Annotated in this window: 18 protein-coding genes; 5 read left to right on the forward strand and 13 right to left on the reverse strand. The window is 51.8% G+C overall.

What is annotated here, in order from left to right; genetic code table 11:
• Nucleotides 1–36 precede the first annotated feature (36 nt).
• Nucleotides 37–1,260, forward strand: a complete 1,224-nt coding sequence (locus tag E0L20_RS04390) for an AAA family ATPase (protein ID WP_131632894.1) — start codon at nucleotides 37–39, stop codon at nucleotides 1,258–1,260.
• 3 nt (nucleotides 1,261–1,263) lie between these two features.
• On the forward strand, nucleotides 1,264–1,920 hold the full coding sequence (locus tag E0L20_RS04395) for an HNH endonuclease (RefSeq protein WP_131632895.1): 657 nt from the start codon (nucleotides 1,264–1,266) through the stop codon (nucleotides 1,918–1,920).
• A gap of 86 nt (nucleotides 1,921–2,006) precedes the next feature.
• Here E0L20_RS04395 and E0L20_RS04400 read toward each other — a convergent pair whose 3' ends face one another.
• The 11 genes from E0L20_RS04400 to E0L20_RS04450 form a co-directional block, all read right to left on the reverse strand.
• Entirely contained in the window at nucleotides 2,007–2,453 is a 447-nt protein-coding gene (locus E0L20_RS04400; protein WP_131632896.1) for a phage virion morphogenesis protein, read from the reverse strand.
• Nucleotides 2,446–2,877 (reverse strand): phage tail protein, encoded by a 432-nt coding sequence (locus tag E0L20_RS04405; protein WP_131632897.1) that lies wholly within the window; start codon nucleotides 2,875–2,877, stop codon nucleotides 2,446–2,448. The genes E0L20_RS04400 and E0L20_RS04405 overlap by 8 nt, the downstream gene beginning before the upstream one ends.
• Nucleotides 2,840–3,088, reverse strand: a complete 249-nt coding sequence (gene lysC / locus E0L20_RS24010) for an Rz1-like lysis system protein LysC (RefSeq protein WP_242673390.1) — start codon at nucleotides 3,086–3,088, stop codon at nucleotides 2,840–2,842. Before lysC ends, E0L20_RS04405 begins: the two co-directional genes overlap by 38 nt.
• Complete coding sequence (gene lysB, locus E0L20_RS04415) at nucleotides 2,973–3,401, reverse strand: Rz-like lysis system protein LysB (RefSeq protein WP_131632899.1); 429 nt, start codon at nucleotides 3,399–3,401, stop codon at nucleotides 2,973–2,975. Before lysB ends, lysC begins: the two co-directional genes overlap by 116 nt.
• Nucleotides 3,398–3,913, reverse strand: a complete 516-nt coding sequence (locus E0L20_RS04420) for a lysozyme (protein WP_131632900.1) — start codon at nucleotides 3,911–3,913, stop codon at nucleotides 3,398–3,400. The genes lysB and E0L20_RS04420 overlap by 4 nt, the downstream gene beginning before the upstream one ends.
• Entirely contained in the window at nucleotides 3,894–4,109 is a 216-nt protein-coding gene (locus E0L20_RS04425; protein WP_131632901.1) for an HP1 family phage holin, read from the reverse strand. The genes E0L20_RS04420 and E0L20_RS04425 overlap by 20 nt, the downstream gene beginning before the upstream one ends.
• Before the next feature lie 3 nt (nucleotides 4,110–4,112).
• Nucleotides 4,113–4,316 (reverse strand): tail protein X, encoded by a 204-nt coding sequence (locus tag E0L20_RS04430; protein WP_090279262.1) that lies wholly within the window; start codon nucleotides 4,314–4,316, stop codon nucleotides 4,113–4,115.
• On the reverse strand, nucleotides 4,316–4,780 hold the full coding sequence (locus E0L20_RS04435) for a head completion/stabilization protein (RefSeq protein WP_131633405.1): 465 nt from the start codon (nucleotides 4,778–4,780) through the stop codon (nucleotides 4,316–4,318). The genes E0L20_RS04430 and E0L20_RS04435 overlap by 1 nt, the downstream gene beginning before the upstream one ends.
• A gap of 94 nt (nucleotides 4,781–4,874) precedes the next feature.
• On the reverse strand, nucleotides 4,875–5,522 hold the full coding sequence (locus E0L20_RS04440) for a phage terminase small subunit (protein WP_131632902.1): 648 nt from the start codon (nucleotides 5,520–5,522) through the stop codon (nucleotides 4,875–4,877).
• Nucleotides 5,523–5,525: 3 nt separating this feature from the next.
• Nucleotides 5,526–6,590 carry a phage major capsid protein, P2 family gene (locus E0L20_RS04445; RefSeq protein WP_131632903.1) on the reverse strand — a complete coding sequence of 355 codons (1,065 nt, stop codon included), beginning with the start codon at nucleotides 6,588–6,590 and terminating at the stop codon, nucleotides 5,526–5,528.
• A 15-nt stretch (nucleotides 6,591–6,605) separates the two neighbouring features.
• Nucleotides 6,606–7,439, reverse strand: a complete 834-nt coding sequence (locus E0L20_RS04450; RefSeq protein WP_131632904.1) for a GPO family capsid scaffolding protein — start codon at nucleotides 7,437–7,439, stop codon at nucleotides 6,606–6,608.
• Nucleotides 7,440–7,579: 140 nt separating this feature from the next.
• Here E0L20_RS04450 and E0L20_RS04455 point away from each other — a divergent pair, with 140 nt between their 5' ends.
• The 3 genes from E0L20_RS04455 to E0L20_RS04465 all read left to right on the forward strand — a co-directional run bounded on the left by E0L20_RS04455 (nucleotide 7,580) and on the right by E0L20_RS04465 (nucleotide 11,390).
• A complete protein-coding gene (locus E0L20_RS04455) occupies nucleotides 7,580–9,346 on the forward strand; it encodes a terminase ATPase subunit family protein (protein ID WP_131632905.1) in 1,767 nt (588 codons plus the stop codon).
• Nucleotides 9,346–10,362 (forward strand): phage portal protein, encoded by a 1,017-nt coding sequence (locus E0L20_RS04460; protein ID WP_131632906.1) that lies wholly within the window; start codon nucleotides 9,346–9,348, stop codon nucleotides 10,360–10,362. Before E0L20_RS04455 ends, E0L20_RS04460 begins: the two co-directional genes overlap by 1 nt.
• Before the next feature lie 68 nt (nucleotides 10,363–10,430).
• A complete protein-coding gene (locus E0L20_RS04465; protein WP_131632907.1) occupies nucleotides 10,431–11,390 on the forward strand; it encodes an HNH endonuclease in 960 nt (319 codons plus the stop codon).
• A gap of 68 nt (nucleotides 11,391–11,458) precedes the next feature.
• Here the strand turns inward: E0L20_RS04465 and E0L20_RS04470 are convergent, their stop codons facing one another.
• Both E0L20_RS04470 and E0L20_RS04480 read right to left on the reverse strand, forming a co-directional pair.
• Nucleotides 11,459–12,157, reverse strand: coding sequence for a DUF4145 domain-containing protein (locus E0L20_RS04470; protein WP_131632908.1), 699 nt, complete (start codon nucleotides 12,155–12,157; stop codon nucleotides 11,459–11,461).
• Between the two features lie 662 nt (nucleotides 12,158–12,819).
• The gene (locus E0L20_RS04480) at nucleotides 12,820–15,204 is read right to left on the reverse strand and encodes a replication endonuclease (protein ID WP_207389438.1); all 2,385 of its coding nucleotides are present in this window, start codon (nucleotides 15,202–15,204) and stop codon (nucleotides 12,820–12,822) included.
• Between the last annotated feature and the right edge of the window lie 18 nt (nucleotides 15,205–15,222).

Genomic DNA, 15,222 nt, shown 5'->3' on the forward strand with positions numbered 1-15,222 from the left:
TGAAACAATAACCGTAATAAGTATTGAGGTACAAAAGTGGAAAAAACAATTAGCGAACTTTATGGTAGAATACCTTTTACTGAAAAAAAATTTTTCATCGAACTTTACGGTAAAAATTTAATAATTACTGGAGGAAATGGCTCTGGAAAAACTAGAATCCTTGAAAATATATATAAACAGCTATCCTTATCCTTAGACAATCCAGATCACACATCCAAAAAATATCATTTAAATAGAATTTCAGAATATCGCAACCAATTACCTTCACACCCCAAAGGGAGCGACGCACAAAAATATGTTCTGAGCTTAATTGAAACTTACAAAGGTTATATCAAAGACATTGAAAATATACAGATAAACACAAAAGATAGACCCAGCAAGATAATTTTATCGAAAACCATCAAACCACTCCTTAGGTATTACACTGCAGATAGAAAATCAGCCATTCAAAAACCTGACGCCGTGTTATCGCTTGGCACATTAAAAGATGATGAGTTTAATAAAAGTTTTGATAGCAACGCTGGCGAACAATTCGAAAATTTCCTTGTCAGTAACAAAACATATCAAAGCCATTTGATTGCGATAGAAAACAATCATGAAGCTGCCCACAAAATAAAAATCTGGTTCGATAAAATTCAAGAAGACTTGCAAAGCTTATTTGAGGATAAGAAATTAAAATTAGTTTTTAATCTACAAGAACAGAGATTTTACATACAACAACCTGAGAAAGAGAAATTCACACTTCAGTCTCTGTCCTCTGGACAATCTGCAATCATGTCTATATATGCAGATTTAGTAATGAAAGTTCAATTCCAAAATACTAAACCCGAAGATTTAAGAGGTATTGTTTTCATAGATGAAATTGATGCTCATCTTCATGTTTCTATTCAGAAGAAAATATTCAATTTCTTAAAAGAAAGTTTCCCTTCAGTTCAGTTCATCATTACAACACACTCACCATTTGTAATTATGTCTGTCAATGACACTGTAATATATGATTTATCAAAACTGGAGTATGTAAGCGACGTATCGCTTTTCTCATATGAGTCTGTGCTTGAGGGCGTATTTGACGTATTACCAGTATCATTAGTCCTCGAAGAAAAAATTAAAAAATTAGCATCACTAATCCTTGATAAAAACTTCAACATAAGCGTTGTTAACTCACTAATACAACAAATAAAACCTATGGAAAATAAATTAGACAGTGAGTCGCAGTATTATCTATTACAAGCAGAATTAGAAGTAGCTAAAAGGGGGTGAGCAATGTTTAATGTAATACGGCCTACAGAAATACCTCATACTCTAACATTAGGTAGAGACTATAAGGGCGAGGATGTATTGAATGCTCTCAAAGAGTGCTTTCATAAAAAATGTTACTTATGTGAAACAAAAGAACCGCATGATATAAATGTCGAGCATTTCATACCTCATGAGGGCGACCCAAATTTAAAATTCGACTGGAATAATTTATATTTAGTTTGCAGTAGATGCAACAACATTAAATTAGCAGGTCGTGCAGCACTTTTGGATTGTTGCGATACAACGCAAGATGTGAGCAAAAAAATAAAAATACTTCCACCTTGTTCACCCTATGCAAAAAAAATGTTAATTGAACCTAATACACAGGATGATGCTGTTGTAAACACAGCGTCTCTCCTCGATAAAATATATAATAGCGAACACACCATAAATAAAGAAGTAACTGGAAGTTTTTTGCGTAAGAAAGTCTTTGATGAAATGATAGATCTTACAACGCATATGATTAATTACTTAAAAAAAGACACGCTTGAAATAGAAAAACCAACAATATTACTGCGAATCAAAAAATTAACAGAGAGCGAATCTCCGTTTTCGTCAATTGCCACAAGTCAAATCTTGGAAGACGAATGTTTCGCGCCGCTCATTTTCCCAAGAAATTAATCCAGTGTAACTGATACAGGATGGATATGTGAGGGTCTTGGAAAATCAAAGCCCCCACACTCCAGAGCTTGAAAGGCACAAATTATTTACAAAGAACTTTTTGATATCAAAGCATTGATAACAATTTTATATGTTGTATCACTATATCCCAATAATTTCCGCTCAGAATATTGCACCTGAGGCCCATTACGGCTTACACGATCACGTAAGCCGTAATGATGCACCCGAGCAATGCGCTGCACTTTCCCTGTAAACTGCACGCTGGCTGAATCCGCGCTGGCCGCAGTTTTCAGGTATTTCGCCGTGCGCAGCTTCGCAAACATCTGCCGCTTAATACGCCCTTTTTTAGTCCTTGCCGTGACCTTTCGCGCCTCGTACCCGCTGCCGTCTGGGTTGCGCTGCAGCCGGATATTGTTTTGCTGATTACGCCTCAGCTCCTTCGCCAGCTCGCGCATCATACGCTGACGTGCGGCAGGTTCAAAATTCGCCAGCAGCGCCTCCAGCCACTCGTCCACTTTATGCAGATTATCCACGTTTCACCGTCCACATTTCTTCCGACTCATCAGGTTCTGGCTCCGCCTCAACCATCGAGATAGCGCCGTCAGTACTGACCAGAACGCGCTCGGTCAGCTGCAGGTTCAGGCTGATATCACACACATCGTTGCGCAGAATATCCACCTCAAAGGTAAACAGCTTTTCGCGCAGGTCCGGGTTGTTGATCGCATCCACCTGATTGGCTTTCAGCCACAGCAGCACCGGGGCCATCAGCAGGTTTTGGTCCCCGCTGAAATCCTCGATCACCACGTTCAGAGTGTAACGATATTCCCACGACATGGAATGCGCGCCGGTTGCCACTAGGGAACCGTTATCCACGAACAGATGCAGCTTGTCCGGGTTATCGCGCACATAAGGCACTGCTTTATTCAGGGCGGTGCGTAAGGACTGCGGCTTGTTCACTGTTTCGCTCCTGACACGCCACTATCGTATCCACTTTGTCTGCACACGCCGCCCAGGCGGCCTCGGTTTCATCCAGCATCGCATTCAGCTCGCCGTTAGTGCGCGGCGCTGACGGGTTCAGGCTGCACGGCGTCACTCTGGGACAGCCATTCACGGTAAGTTGCACCTCCGGCGAGGGCCGGACGCTCCCGCAGCCGGATAATGTCAGCAGGCAAAGGAGTGTCAGCCCAGCGGCGTAAATCTTTGTTCTCACGTTTCAGTTCCTCGATCCGGTGCTGCCGGTTTCGCAGCAGCGAGGTGGTCTTCTCCGCTGCCGCATAAAGTCGCATCTGCTCCCGGCTGTTGGTTTCGGTCAGAATGGACAGGCCGATCAGCTGGCTGTTTTTCTTCGCCAGTGCCTGCGTTTTGGTCTCCAGTGCCTCGCCCTGGGTTTCGATGGTATAGCGGGCGTTGTTTAGTCGCCATGACTGCCAGCCCAGCGTTGCGATGACCAGCGCCAACGCTATCGCCAGCGTGCGCGTCATTCCCCAGCCCCTTGCAGGCACCAAGCCATTTCACGCGCACGGCGATTATCCAGTCCCTGATTAAGCAAGCCTTTGACATACACCCAGCGCGGCAGTTGGCGGCAGGCATCCGCCCAGCGCTTTTGATTCAGCAGTTTCACCAGCGTGGAGCTGCAGGCATTGCCGGTGCCAACATTAAAGGCAAACGACACCATGGCGTCATAGACCTTTTGCGGCACCGATGGCACCACGCATTTTTCCAGTTCCCGTTCGACAATCAGCACATTGCTGATTAGCCCCTGCGCCGCCTGCCGTTCGGTGATAGTTTTACCGGGCGTCACGCCGGACGTGTTGCCGATGCCATCGGTCCAGACGCCCGCGCTGCACTGGTACGGCTGCAGGCGGCAGCCCTCGTAATCGGCAATCAGTTTCAGCCCCTCCACGGAGGTGTGCAGCGACTGAAAACCGGGCAGCGTGGCGGCAATAGCCAGCACCGCACCGACCAGACAGCGCTTAACGATTGAAGGATTCATATTCCCCCCGCGAGATTTTGCCGCCGCGCAGCAGTTTGAAAGACTGGTGTTTGTAGTACCAGTTGATCGCCAGCATCAGCACACCAATCAGCACACCGCCGACCGTTGAGGCATCCTTAAGCGACAGGTCGCCCAGCCAGGCCAGCAGCAAAGCAATGCAGTAAGTGATAAAGGCGCTGACTCTCTCAAGCGTCATGATTCAGTCCCATAGCTGGACGGTCTGCGCGGTGGTCGATGCCGGGAGATCCGGCAGTTCCACCTGCAGCCCGTGCGGTAAAAAGGGGCCGTGTTCAGCCAGCCCTGGATTGGCACGTAATACCTGCTCCGTGACACCCTGCGTGCGCCCGTAGTGACGCCAGCACAGCGCATCCACCGTGTCATACTGGTGCGCACGCACTTTCATCAGATAAGCTCCACCGTGCAGTGCGGTGCGTCCTGCACCCGGCTGATTGCCCAGCGCGCATCGCGCCACAGGTCTCCGCTGGCCTCCGCCAGCTCTTCCCCTCGCTTCACACCGGACGCCGTGGCGTCATAGTCCTGATAGCGTTCATTGAGTACGGCGCGCGCCCAGCAATAGACAGCGTTGTGGTAGTGCTGGATGCGCTCGTTTTTGCCGTCGAGCACGTCCGCAGGTACCTCGGCCAGCGCCAGAAAGCCTAGCATTCGCTGGCGGTTGCGGAAGTCGAACAACTCGGCGTTCACTTCGGAAATAGCGGTGAGCAGCACCTGCTTTAAGCGCGGCTGCGTCACCGTGCCGTCGGTGCGCATCACGCTGCGAAACTCCGACAGGCTTACATCCGGCCAGAACGGCGTGTTTTTGATGACCTCCGCCTGTTCCGGTGCCGGTTCGGGCGCAACAAACTTCATGCGGTCTTCTCCTGAATAAGTGGGCGGTGGACGGGATTTTGATAAGGCGGTGCCTGTCACCATCCCGTGCCGCCCGTGCGCGGGGCACGTTCCGTCAGCGGTCGTTGCGCAGTCTGCGCTCCAGCCGCTCTTTGTCTTTCTTCACACCGCAGCGGGCGTCCAGCTGGAGCGCATGCGTGAGGTGATTCAGGGCCGAGGCCGGATTGTTCTCGCTCAGCACCGCACCGATAGCTTTGTGCAGGCGCGCCCGTGACTGGTCCGGCATATCCTGTCCGGTGGTCAGGTCCAGCGTCTGCAGCAGTGGATCGGCATCGAACGGGGCAGCGGCGAGCATTGCGCTTTGCGCCGCATCCGCCATTTCCTCAGCCAGCACGGTCTGCACGTTGCGGTTGCCGAGCGGCATCACCCAGCCATGGCGCAGGGCATGACGCCCGATTTCCAGCGCACCGGCATAATCACCGGCATCGATACGCCATAGCATCACGTACATCAGGACGTCATCCTGCTGCGTGCCTCCGACTGCCAGTACGCCGTCCGCCCAGGCGGTATAACGCGGCAGCAACTCCACCTTGATTTGCGCCTTTTTCACCGTGGACTGGATACCCTTGAGGCGGCGACGGTCCTCTGCCAGCTGGAGCAGCATCAGGTCATAACCCGAGGCATGGCGAACACTGCCGCCCTCACGGGCGGCCTGCTCAGCCTGAATGCGCAGGCGGTGCTGCCGTGCGGGACTCAGGCTCATGCGTTACTCCCCGGCGTCCGGTGCGGCAGCCGCGCTGAAATCACCGATTTCGATGTTCTCCACCAGGGCAGCGCAGCGGTAGTCTTCGACCACATAGGCCTCGTTCACCGATTCGAAGTTTTCGATGCGGTCACGTTTCGGGTTGTCGATAACCGAGCGGCGGCGTGTGTCTTCCTGCCAGTAGATGGACAGGTTATCCAGACGGGTGATCAGCACGGCGTTCGCCGGGAAATACGGCGCGCGCACGGCCTGCAGGCCGCCCATGCGTTTCTGGCTGATGATCAGATCGGCGGCAATTTTCTCGCTGTTCTCCTGCTCCTTGTTGACCAGCGGGAAATACTTGTCGGATAAAAGCTCACGGCCACAGACCACTACCAGCTCGTCGTCGTCCTGGAAAATCGGATCGATAAGCTCGTTGACCGCGTCCATCACCAGCGCGTCGAGGTTCGCGTAAAGACCGCCCTTGCCGACTTTCACCGGTTCAATGGTCACGGTGCCGTCGTCTGCCGTTTTAATGCCCAGCACGTTGTCCGGCGCGTCTTCGCGGATTTTCTGTAGCCAGCCTTTGTTCACGTCCTGCAGCAGGACGTTCTCACCACGGTTGGAGGTTTTGGCACGCTTCACACCGTTGAAGCCGATCATGATGCGGTCCAGCGCCTGGCGCTTCACGATGGCGTTGCGGATACGCACCTGGAAGTCCTGGAACTTCGCCCACAGGTCCAGCTTCGCGTAGGTCAGCACCGTGTCAAAGTTGGTCTGCTCGCACTTGTATTCCACGTCCGCCATCAGGGTTGGATCGGTGGGTTCGCGCTCTTTGGTGGTGGTATCGGTGGTGCCGGCAATGGTGCTGCCGACGCCCAGGCCCAGCAGCTGGCCGGACTGTTCGGCCACGCCCATCACGTTGATCAGCGTCAGAAACGCGGCGGACTGCTGAATTTCATCTTCCAGCGTCTGGGATACCGACGGCTCCACGGTGAACTTGCTGGCAAGTTCGGTCACAGCCACACCGTTCAGGCGCGCCAGCTGCTGCAGGTAAGCGTTAAAGGCAAAGCGGGTTTTCTGTTTCATGTGTTGGTTTGCTCCTCAGCAATTGGTCACGGTGCCTGCCGGGGCGTCACCGCCCGGCGCGCGCTGGCGGTAGTCCCTGCGGCTGTCTTCGCGGTTCAGCTTCTGCTCCAGTTCGGCAAAGGCGGCCTGCTGTTCCTGCAGGGAAGTTTCCAGCGCGGACAGGCGTTCGCCGTTTTCTGTCAGGGTTTTGGCGGTGCGTTCGCTCAGGTTCTGCTGCTCGGTAGCAACCAGCTCCACGGCCTGATGCACATCAGAGAATCGCGCGTCGTCGGTCTGCTCTTTTTTGGTAAACAGTGCGGTAACGCGGGTAAACAGGTAGGGCTTGTCGTCCTGGACTTCTTCCAGCTCGATAAGCGTTTCTTCGGCGGCAGAAAACAGGTTGTCCGGTTTCTGCTTGCGGTTCGCCAGCGGGTTACGGGCGGCACTGGCACTGAACGCCAGCATCTCAGTACCCAGGCTCGCCGGATCGTCAGTGGCAGCCAGGCCGACAAGATAGGCTTTGCCGGTGTCGGCAAATTTCGGGCTGACCTCCATGGAGGTGAACAGCTTCTGGCCTTTTTTGACCAGCTCCACGAGGGAACTGGTCGGCTCCACGTCGGCATACAGCGCCATCTTGCCTGCCAGCGGACCGTCCGTGATTTCTTCGGCAACCAGCGCCGTCACCTGGCCGTAGCGGTTAAAGGCGCTGTCCGGAGAATAGGATTTGATGTGCTCAAGGTTAATGAGCGCGGTGTAGACCGTCGGGTTGTAGCTCGCCGCCATCTGTTCCAGCCATTCACGCTGGATTTCGCGTCCGTCGGTGGTGGCACCTTCCACCCCGATGCGGAAACGCTTTGCTTTCACTGTCATGAGCCGTGCTCCGTTAAAAAACTGTCTGGAGCCTTATGGTTGCGGGGATGTGGGAAGTGAGACAACGCGCGGCGCTTGTGCCTTTCGCCATACAAAACGAAGCCAAAGAAAGAGGACATTCAAGCCCGTAGGCTTGTGCCATGGATATGACACTGACCCCCGCAGATCTCGATCCCCGTCGGCAGGCTATGCTGCTGTACTTTCAGGGATACCGCGTTGCCCGCATTGCTGAAATGCTGGGCGAGAAAGTTGCAACCGTTCACAGCTGGAAGAAGCGCGACAAATGGGGTGAGTACGGGCCACTGGATCAGATGCAGCTCACCACCGCCGCGCGCTACTGCCAGCTCATCATGAAGGAGCAGAAGGAAGGGAAAGACTTCAAGGAAATTGACCTGCTGGCGCGCCAGTCCGAGCGACACGCCCGCATCGGCAAATTCAACGACGGCGGCAACGAAGCCGACCTCAACCCCAATGTGGCAAACCGCAACAAAGGCCCGCGCAAGCCGCCGGAAAAGAACCTTTTTACCGACGAGCAGATCGAGAAGCTGCAGGTGGTTTTCCACGACTCGATGTTTGCCTACCAGCGCCACTGGTGGGAGGCAGGCAACCGGCACCGCATCCGCAACCTGCTTAAGTCGCGCCAGATTGGGGCGACCTTTTTCTTTGCACGTGAGGCGCTGATTGACGCCATCACCACCGGGCGCAACCAGATTTTCCTCTCCGCCAGCAAGGCGCAGGCGCACGTCTTCAAACAGTACATCATCGACTTCGCCAAAGAGGTCGATGTGGAGCTGAAAGGCGACCCGATGACGCTCAGCAACGGGGCGTGCCTGTACTTCCTCGGCACCAACGCCCGCACGGCGCAGAGCTACCACGGCAACCTGTACCTGGACGAATATTTCTGGATACCGAAATTCCAGGAGCTGCGCAAAGTGGCGTCAGGGATGGCCATTCACAAAAAATGGCGGCAGACCTACTTCTCCACGCCGTCCAGCCTGACCCACAGTGCGTATCCGTTCTGGTCCGGAGCCCTGTTCAACCGGGGCCGCGCCAAAGCTGACAAGGTGGACATTGACCTGACTCACCTTCGCCTGGCCCCCGGCCTGCTCTGCCCGGACGGACAGTACCGCCAGATTGTCACCGTGGAAGACGCGGTGCGCGGCGGCTGTAACCTGTTCGACATCGATCAACTGCGCATGGAGTACAGCCCGGACGAATACCAGAATCTGCTGATGTGCGAGTTTATCGACGATCTGGCGTCCGTGTTTCCGCTCAGCGAGCTACAGGCCTGCATGGTGGACAGCTGGGAAGTCTGGTCAGATTTTCACGCCCTGGCGCTGCGTCCGTTTGGCTGGCGCGAAGTGTGGATCGGCTACGACCCGGCGAAGGGTACGCAAAACGGCGACAGCGCCGGTTGCGTGGTCATGGCCCCGCCCACAGTGCCGGGCGGCAAGTTCCGCATTCTGGAGCGTCACCAGTGGCGCGGAATGGACTTCCGCGCCCAGGCCGATGCCATCAAAAAGCTGACGCAGCAGTACAACGTGACCTATATCGGCATCGACTCCACCGGCGTCGGCCACGGCGTGTATGAGAACGTGAAGGCGTTCTTTCCTGCCGTCCGTGAGTTTGTTTACAACCCCAACGTCAAAAACGCCCTAGTGCTCAAGGCGTACGACATTATCAGCCACCGCCGCCTGGAGTTCGACGCCGGGCACACCGACATCGCGCAGTCATTCATGGCAATCCGCCGCGCCACCACCGCCAGCGGCAACCGCCCGACCTATGAAGCTAGCCGCAGCGAAGAAGCCAGCCATGCCGATCTGGCCTGGGCAACGATGCACGCACTGTTTAACGAACCGCTGCAGGGCGAATCCGCCAATACCAGCAATATTGTGGAGATTTTTTGATGGGCAAGAGTAAAAAAAACCGCGCTGCAGTTCAGCACAGCAGCGGCACGTCTGCAGAAGCCTTCAGCTTTGGCGACCCGATCCCAGTGCTGGACCGCCGCGAGCTGCTGGATTATGTGGAGTGCGTGCAGATGGACCGCTGGTATGAGCCGCCGGTCAGCTTTGACGGACTGGCGCGCACTTATCGCGCGGCCGTGCATCACAGCTCACCCATTGCCGTGAAACGCAACATTCTGACCAGCACCTTTATTCCGCACCCGTTGCTCAGCCAGCAGGCGTTCAGCCGGTTTGTGCAGGATTATCTGGTATTCGGTAACGCCTATCTGGAGAAGCGCACCAACCGGCTCGGCGGCATTCTGTCGCTGGAGCCATCGCTGGCAAAATACACCCGGCGCGGCGTGGATCTGGATACGTACTGGTTCGTGCAATACGGCATGACAACCCAGCCGTATGAGTTCACCAGAGGCAGCATTTTTCACCTGATGGAGCCAGATTTAAACCAGGAGATTTACGGCCTGCCGGAATACCTGTCCGCCATCCCGTCTGCCCTGCTGAACGAGTCCGCCACCCTGTTCCGCCGCAAGTATTACATCAACGGCAGCCATGCGGGGTTCATCATGTACATGACCGACGCTGCGCAGAACCAGGAGGATGTAAACAACATCCGCCAGGCGATGAAAAGCGCCAAAGGGCCGGGCAATTTCCGCAACCTGTTTATGTACTCACCCAATGGTAAAAAGGACGGGATTCAGATCATCCCGCTGTCAGAGGTCGCTGCTAAAGATGAGTTTCTGAACATCAAGAATGTGAGCCGGGATGACATGATGGCTGCACACCGCGTTCCGCCGCAGATGATGGGGATCATGCCAAGTAATGTTGGAGGGTTTGGGGATGTGGAGAAGGCGGCAAATGTGTTTGTGCGTAATGAATTGCTACCTTTAACAAAACGGATTAAAGAGGTAAACGAATGGTTAGGGGAAGAGGTTTTGCGATTTGAGTCATATTCTCTGAATTAATTTTTGTTGTAAATCAACATGCTTTGCTGTTCGATAGTATCAACTATTATTTCAAACAGGATGAAAACGTGGCACAGCAGGCATGGTCCTTCAAAGCAATTGATCAAGATGATTTAAGGTACTGGGGAAATGATGGGTATCATGATGACTCATCAGCCTTCTACCGCTATGACAGTTTCGTAGCAAATCACAAAAACGTAAAAGAAGGTGACATCGTTATCATAACTAATAGAGAAAAGGTTTTAGGAATCTCTATTATTGAAAACTTGTCAAATCAAGGCATCAATAAAAAACGCAATAAGTGTTTTCACTTAAACTGTAATGCAAAAAAAATCCTCCCAAGGAAAACCATCAAACCAGAGTGGCGTTGTGATAATGGGCATGAATTTGATGAGCCAAGAGTTATTTTTGAACCAGCTATTGAGTTTATTGCTAATTATGGAAGTCAGTACAAAGAGCTAATCGATATGTCGATGACTCAACTTATAACTGAAACACCACGCTACAATGGACAAATGTCTATTCAAGAAATTAATCTTGCTTGGGCTATAAACTTACTTGACTCAAAATCTTCTATGGCTTTGGAACTTGAAGCTGACGAAGCGTCTGATGATGAAAATGCAACTCTGATTGATAATGATCAGAGAATAACCATTGAAAAGCAAATTAAACAACGCCGTGGACAAAAAACATTTCGCGATCAACTATTGAAATCCAAACCTGTCTGTGCTGTTACTGGTTGCGAGCTTATAGATATTATTGATGCTGCACACATTGATGCCTATCGAAATGACAGCCATAATCATATAAGCAATGGACTGTTACTTCGTAGCGATATCCATACATTATTTGATTTAAATCTTATTGCCATACATCCAGAAAAAAAGACCATACACTTTTCTTCAGATGCATTAAAAAATGGATACTCAACTTTTGAAGGGAAACCGATCAATGTCAATCACAGTTTACTAAAACACCCCTTAAGTAAACGATGGGATATTTATAAGAAAATTCATAATGAAGAGTGAGAAATAAAGAACCACATATATAAAAAGTCTGATATTACTAACAGATAAGGCCACAAGGGCCTTATCTGTCACTTTAATTTCCGTTGTTCCCTTCGTTTTTTAGCTTGAACAAGCCTTTCTTTTTCAGTATAGAGACGTTCAAGAAGTATGTATGTGAAATCTTCTAGGTTCAAAGCGGCCTCTTTATCGAGTATCCCTTCATGGGCACCATCATTACCATCATCCTTAACACACTCAGCCAAATCTTTCAAAGAAATAGGAAGTATTCCATTCTCAAAAAGCCACGCCATTCTCAACCCTAAACTTCTGCGTATCTTATTATTTGGCTCTTTCGTCTCATCAGGGAGCAAACCCTTTGTGGCATAGTCTAAACAAAGACGGAACATAGTCGCAGCGGCATTATAACAGTCAACAGATAAACATTTCGCACCTTCTAAATAAATGCTATTAATATCATCTGGTAGATACTCAGGTGGAGTCGATGCATTTAAATCAGCAGGTGTGACTACTCCTGTTATTTTTGCCACTTCATTTATATTCCATGGATTATCGTTCCATGTAATTTGGCTAATACTTGTCACATCCTCTAATTGCTGAGCAATGAAAATTGTTGATCTATTGCATTCCTTGCAAACTGCATAAATTTCATAAAAGTCTGCTTTCTTATAGTTTGGAAGGTTTCTATACCCATAATAATTAGCACCTTTAATATCAAAGGTTATTTTTTGTGTACCACAGCGCGGACAATCATTAACCATAACAGCCATATCTTACTACCTCAATTGTAGTTCCCGAAAGAAAAGACATTGTTAATCATTCTACTATTGCCTTTTGTCAATCACAATCTAACAAAAATGTATCTAATCACATATTACAGATTGCTTAGAGTCATTAACTACGAGTTCAACATTATAGAGATAGCGCGCGCTCGTATCCCCGCCACGCCTGCCCGCTTTGTGTAGTGGTTTTCATGCAGGTGCATGACAGGCCGGAAAGCGCGCCAGTTCTGGCGGCTCCGACCCATTGCGATCCTTTTTGGATCATGCGAATCCATGCACCATAGACATGCACTGCGTTCTCAAACCGCAGGATGCCATATGAGAGGGAGTTTCCCATCGTGCGGAATCACTAATGCGTATTCTCATCCTGCCCTACTCCATAATCATTCATCCTAGTAACTAGATCGCTTGTCAGCTCCGACAGCCACGAAATCGCAACCTCCTTATCGTCATCGCTACAATCTGAACTGGCAACCAGCCGGGCCATAAGTTCTATCCGCTGCAGTGCAAGTGACTCCATGAACAAATCGTTCACAACTCCCTCCCAATATTACTGTTTATATATACAGTACATCATATGATTTTAAAGCTGAAATGGTTTTTTACTCAGCTAACTCCTTGATTAATAGATATGCCATTTATCTGAGCTGTCAGTACCACTGACGCCATTTGTCATCCTCCTGTAGGCGCTGGTTCCGGTAGTACAGGCGCAGCCCGGCTCCAGATGGCAGGCTGCCGCCACGCAGAAGCAGATCCACTTCCGTTTCACTGGCGTCAAAGCCTCTGGACAGCAACTCAGCATCGAGCTGTAGCCTTTGGTGTTCCGTAATTTCCTGTTTGTAGCCTTTTCGACGCTTCGGTTTAACCAGCCGCAGCCTTGCCGTCAGCTCGCGCAGTTCCTTTTTGCTCATGTTTTCCAAGTTCGGCAGCGCTGCAGGTTCTTCACCGCTCGGAGGTTCGCCCCCTGTCTGGTACGTTTTTTCAACAGGGGGACAGTTATTGCCACGAGTCCAAGGGGCGCGAGCGCCCTGGTCGGCTGTCGCCTCCTGAACATCAACGGCCTTACGAACCATTTTCCACTTCATCGCGTGCGTGCAGATCCGGCCCTCAATAATCGGGGACCAGACGCCATAGATACGGATACCGTGATCGCCGTAGGCGCTTGGCTCGTCGTTAAGCTCGTATGCCGTTCTGACAAGATGATGTTTACGGGGAATCAGCACGCCGCCCTGCTTCATAATGTAGGTGGCAAAGCACCCAGCATCTGCAGCCGCCAGCACGGCATCCAGTCGCGCATTTTCCAGCACCGGTGCACATGCTTTTTTGTCGCTCTGCGCTCTCGCGGCCTGCCCGGCCAGCAGGCGCAGCTCACGGTAAGCCTGGCGGCCCGGAATACCAAAGAAGCGGAACTGCTGGACGCGATGAAGTGATGCCCAGGCGGTGACGTGCTCGGCGCTGTCTCGCAGCGATTTGCCGGTTTCTTTGCTGATCTCTTTCGCCAGGCCACGCCCGTCGATGTTCTTGCTGATGTATTTGGCGATGTAGCTGGTTGGTGTGCCTTTGCGCGGGTTGATCAACTCAGACTTAAAGCGCGGCCCGGTATTGTTCCCCAACTCCTCGCGGTCTTCACGGATGGCGAATTTACGCAGCAGCGCGGTTATGGAGCGGCGGTCTTTTTTTCGCATGAAGCACAGCAGATGCCAGTGCACGGTGCCGTCGTGATGCGGCTCGGCAACGCGCACGCCGTACCAGCGCAGCCCGGTTTTGTGCATGGCTTTGCGGAATGCGGCGAAGGTATCAACCAGGTAGTCACTGCTCTGCCGGACCGTTTCGCTGGTCCACTTCGGATTCGGTCTGCCATTGTTGAGAGTTGCGTGAAAGCGTGACGGGCAAGTGATGGTATAGAACACGGCGCAGTCGCCACGCATTTCTGAGATCAGCTCCAGCCCTTTAACACAGGCCATCATTTCGTTGCGACGGTGCGCCGGATTGCTATTACTGGCATTTACCACGTCTTCCATATCCAGCGTATCGCCGTCAGCGTTAACCAGCTCATGCGATTTGAAAAACTCCAGTGACCTGCGGCGCTGTTCGCGCTTATGGATCACAGCTTCATAGCTGACATACGGGGAGGCTTTCTTGTTGACCAGGCAAACGGCGCGCAGCTGTTCCTCCCGCCACTCGCAGCGCATCTGCCACAGCTTGCGATACCACCAATCTGCACACAGCATACGAGCCAGTGAACCCGGAATAAGGTCATAAGGCACAGGCTTGCGACGGCGTTTCTTGCGGCGTAGCTGTTCGAAAGCAGGCGGGATCACATCAAGCCGCATAGCCTCAGCCGCCACCTTTTCCCATGACTGGCGGATTTGTTCCGGTTTGACGTCATCAGTCACAAACAGATCGCTGCAGGCCGCATCGAGACACATACTCATATGTGCCGAAACCAGCGTAGACAGTCGCTTGACCTGTTCCTGATTCATTTCAGGGAGAACCAGTAGCCCCTCCAGCCCTTCGTGGCTCGCCATAAACCGGAACGAGGCAGACACCTGACTTTCACGCACGCGATGCAGCCGCTCAAGACACGGCCTGATGGTCTCGCGCAGATAGCGGGAATATGCCTTTGCCCTTCCTAACCCCTGGAAGAACTTAATCCTTTCGAGAAGTGGTTTGCTGATGTGGGCAGGTTCGGCGCTGACGTTGGCCAGAATGACCAAATCGGGATTAACACGCTGCTGCTCGCGGGCCATTTTTGCGTAGCTGATGAGGTTATCCTGCTCCATTTCTCGCTGGACAGGATCGCGGGACTCATTGAAGAAATAACGCTCCCAGACCTCATCACTCAATGCCTCACGGCGTAGCTGCCCCTGCTCATTATCAGCAGCGTACAGAGTGATCAGGTTTGAAAGTGCGGAAACCGGCGCTACTGCCGCCGGGTCCAGATAGGGGTTAACCGCCTTTTTAGGCGAGGTCCATGGATATGCCCCGGCAGCATTACCTCCGCTACCAGGGACTTCAGATACATGAGGTGCGATAAGACGGCCTGAACTGAT

The sequence above is a fragment of the Enterobacter wuhouensis genome, assembly GCF_004331265.1.
In the GTDB taxonomy this organism is placed as follows: Bacteria; Pseudomonadota; Gammaproteobacteria; order Enterobacterales; family Enterobacteriaceae; genus Enterobacter; species Enterobacter wuhouensis.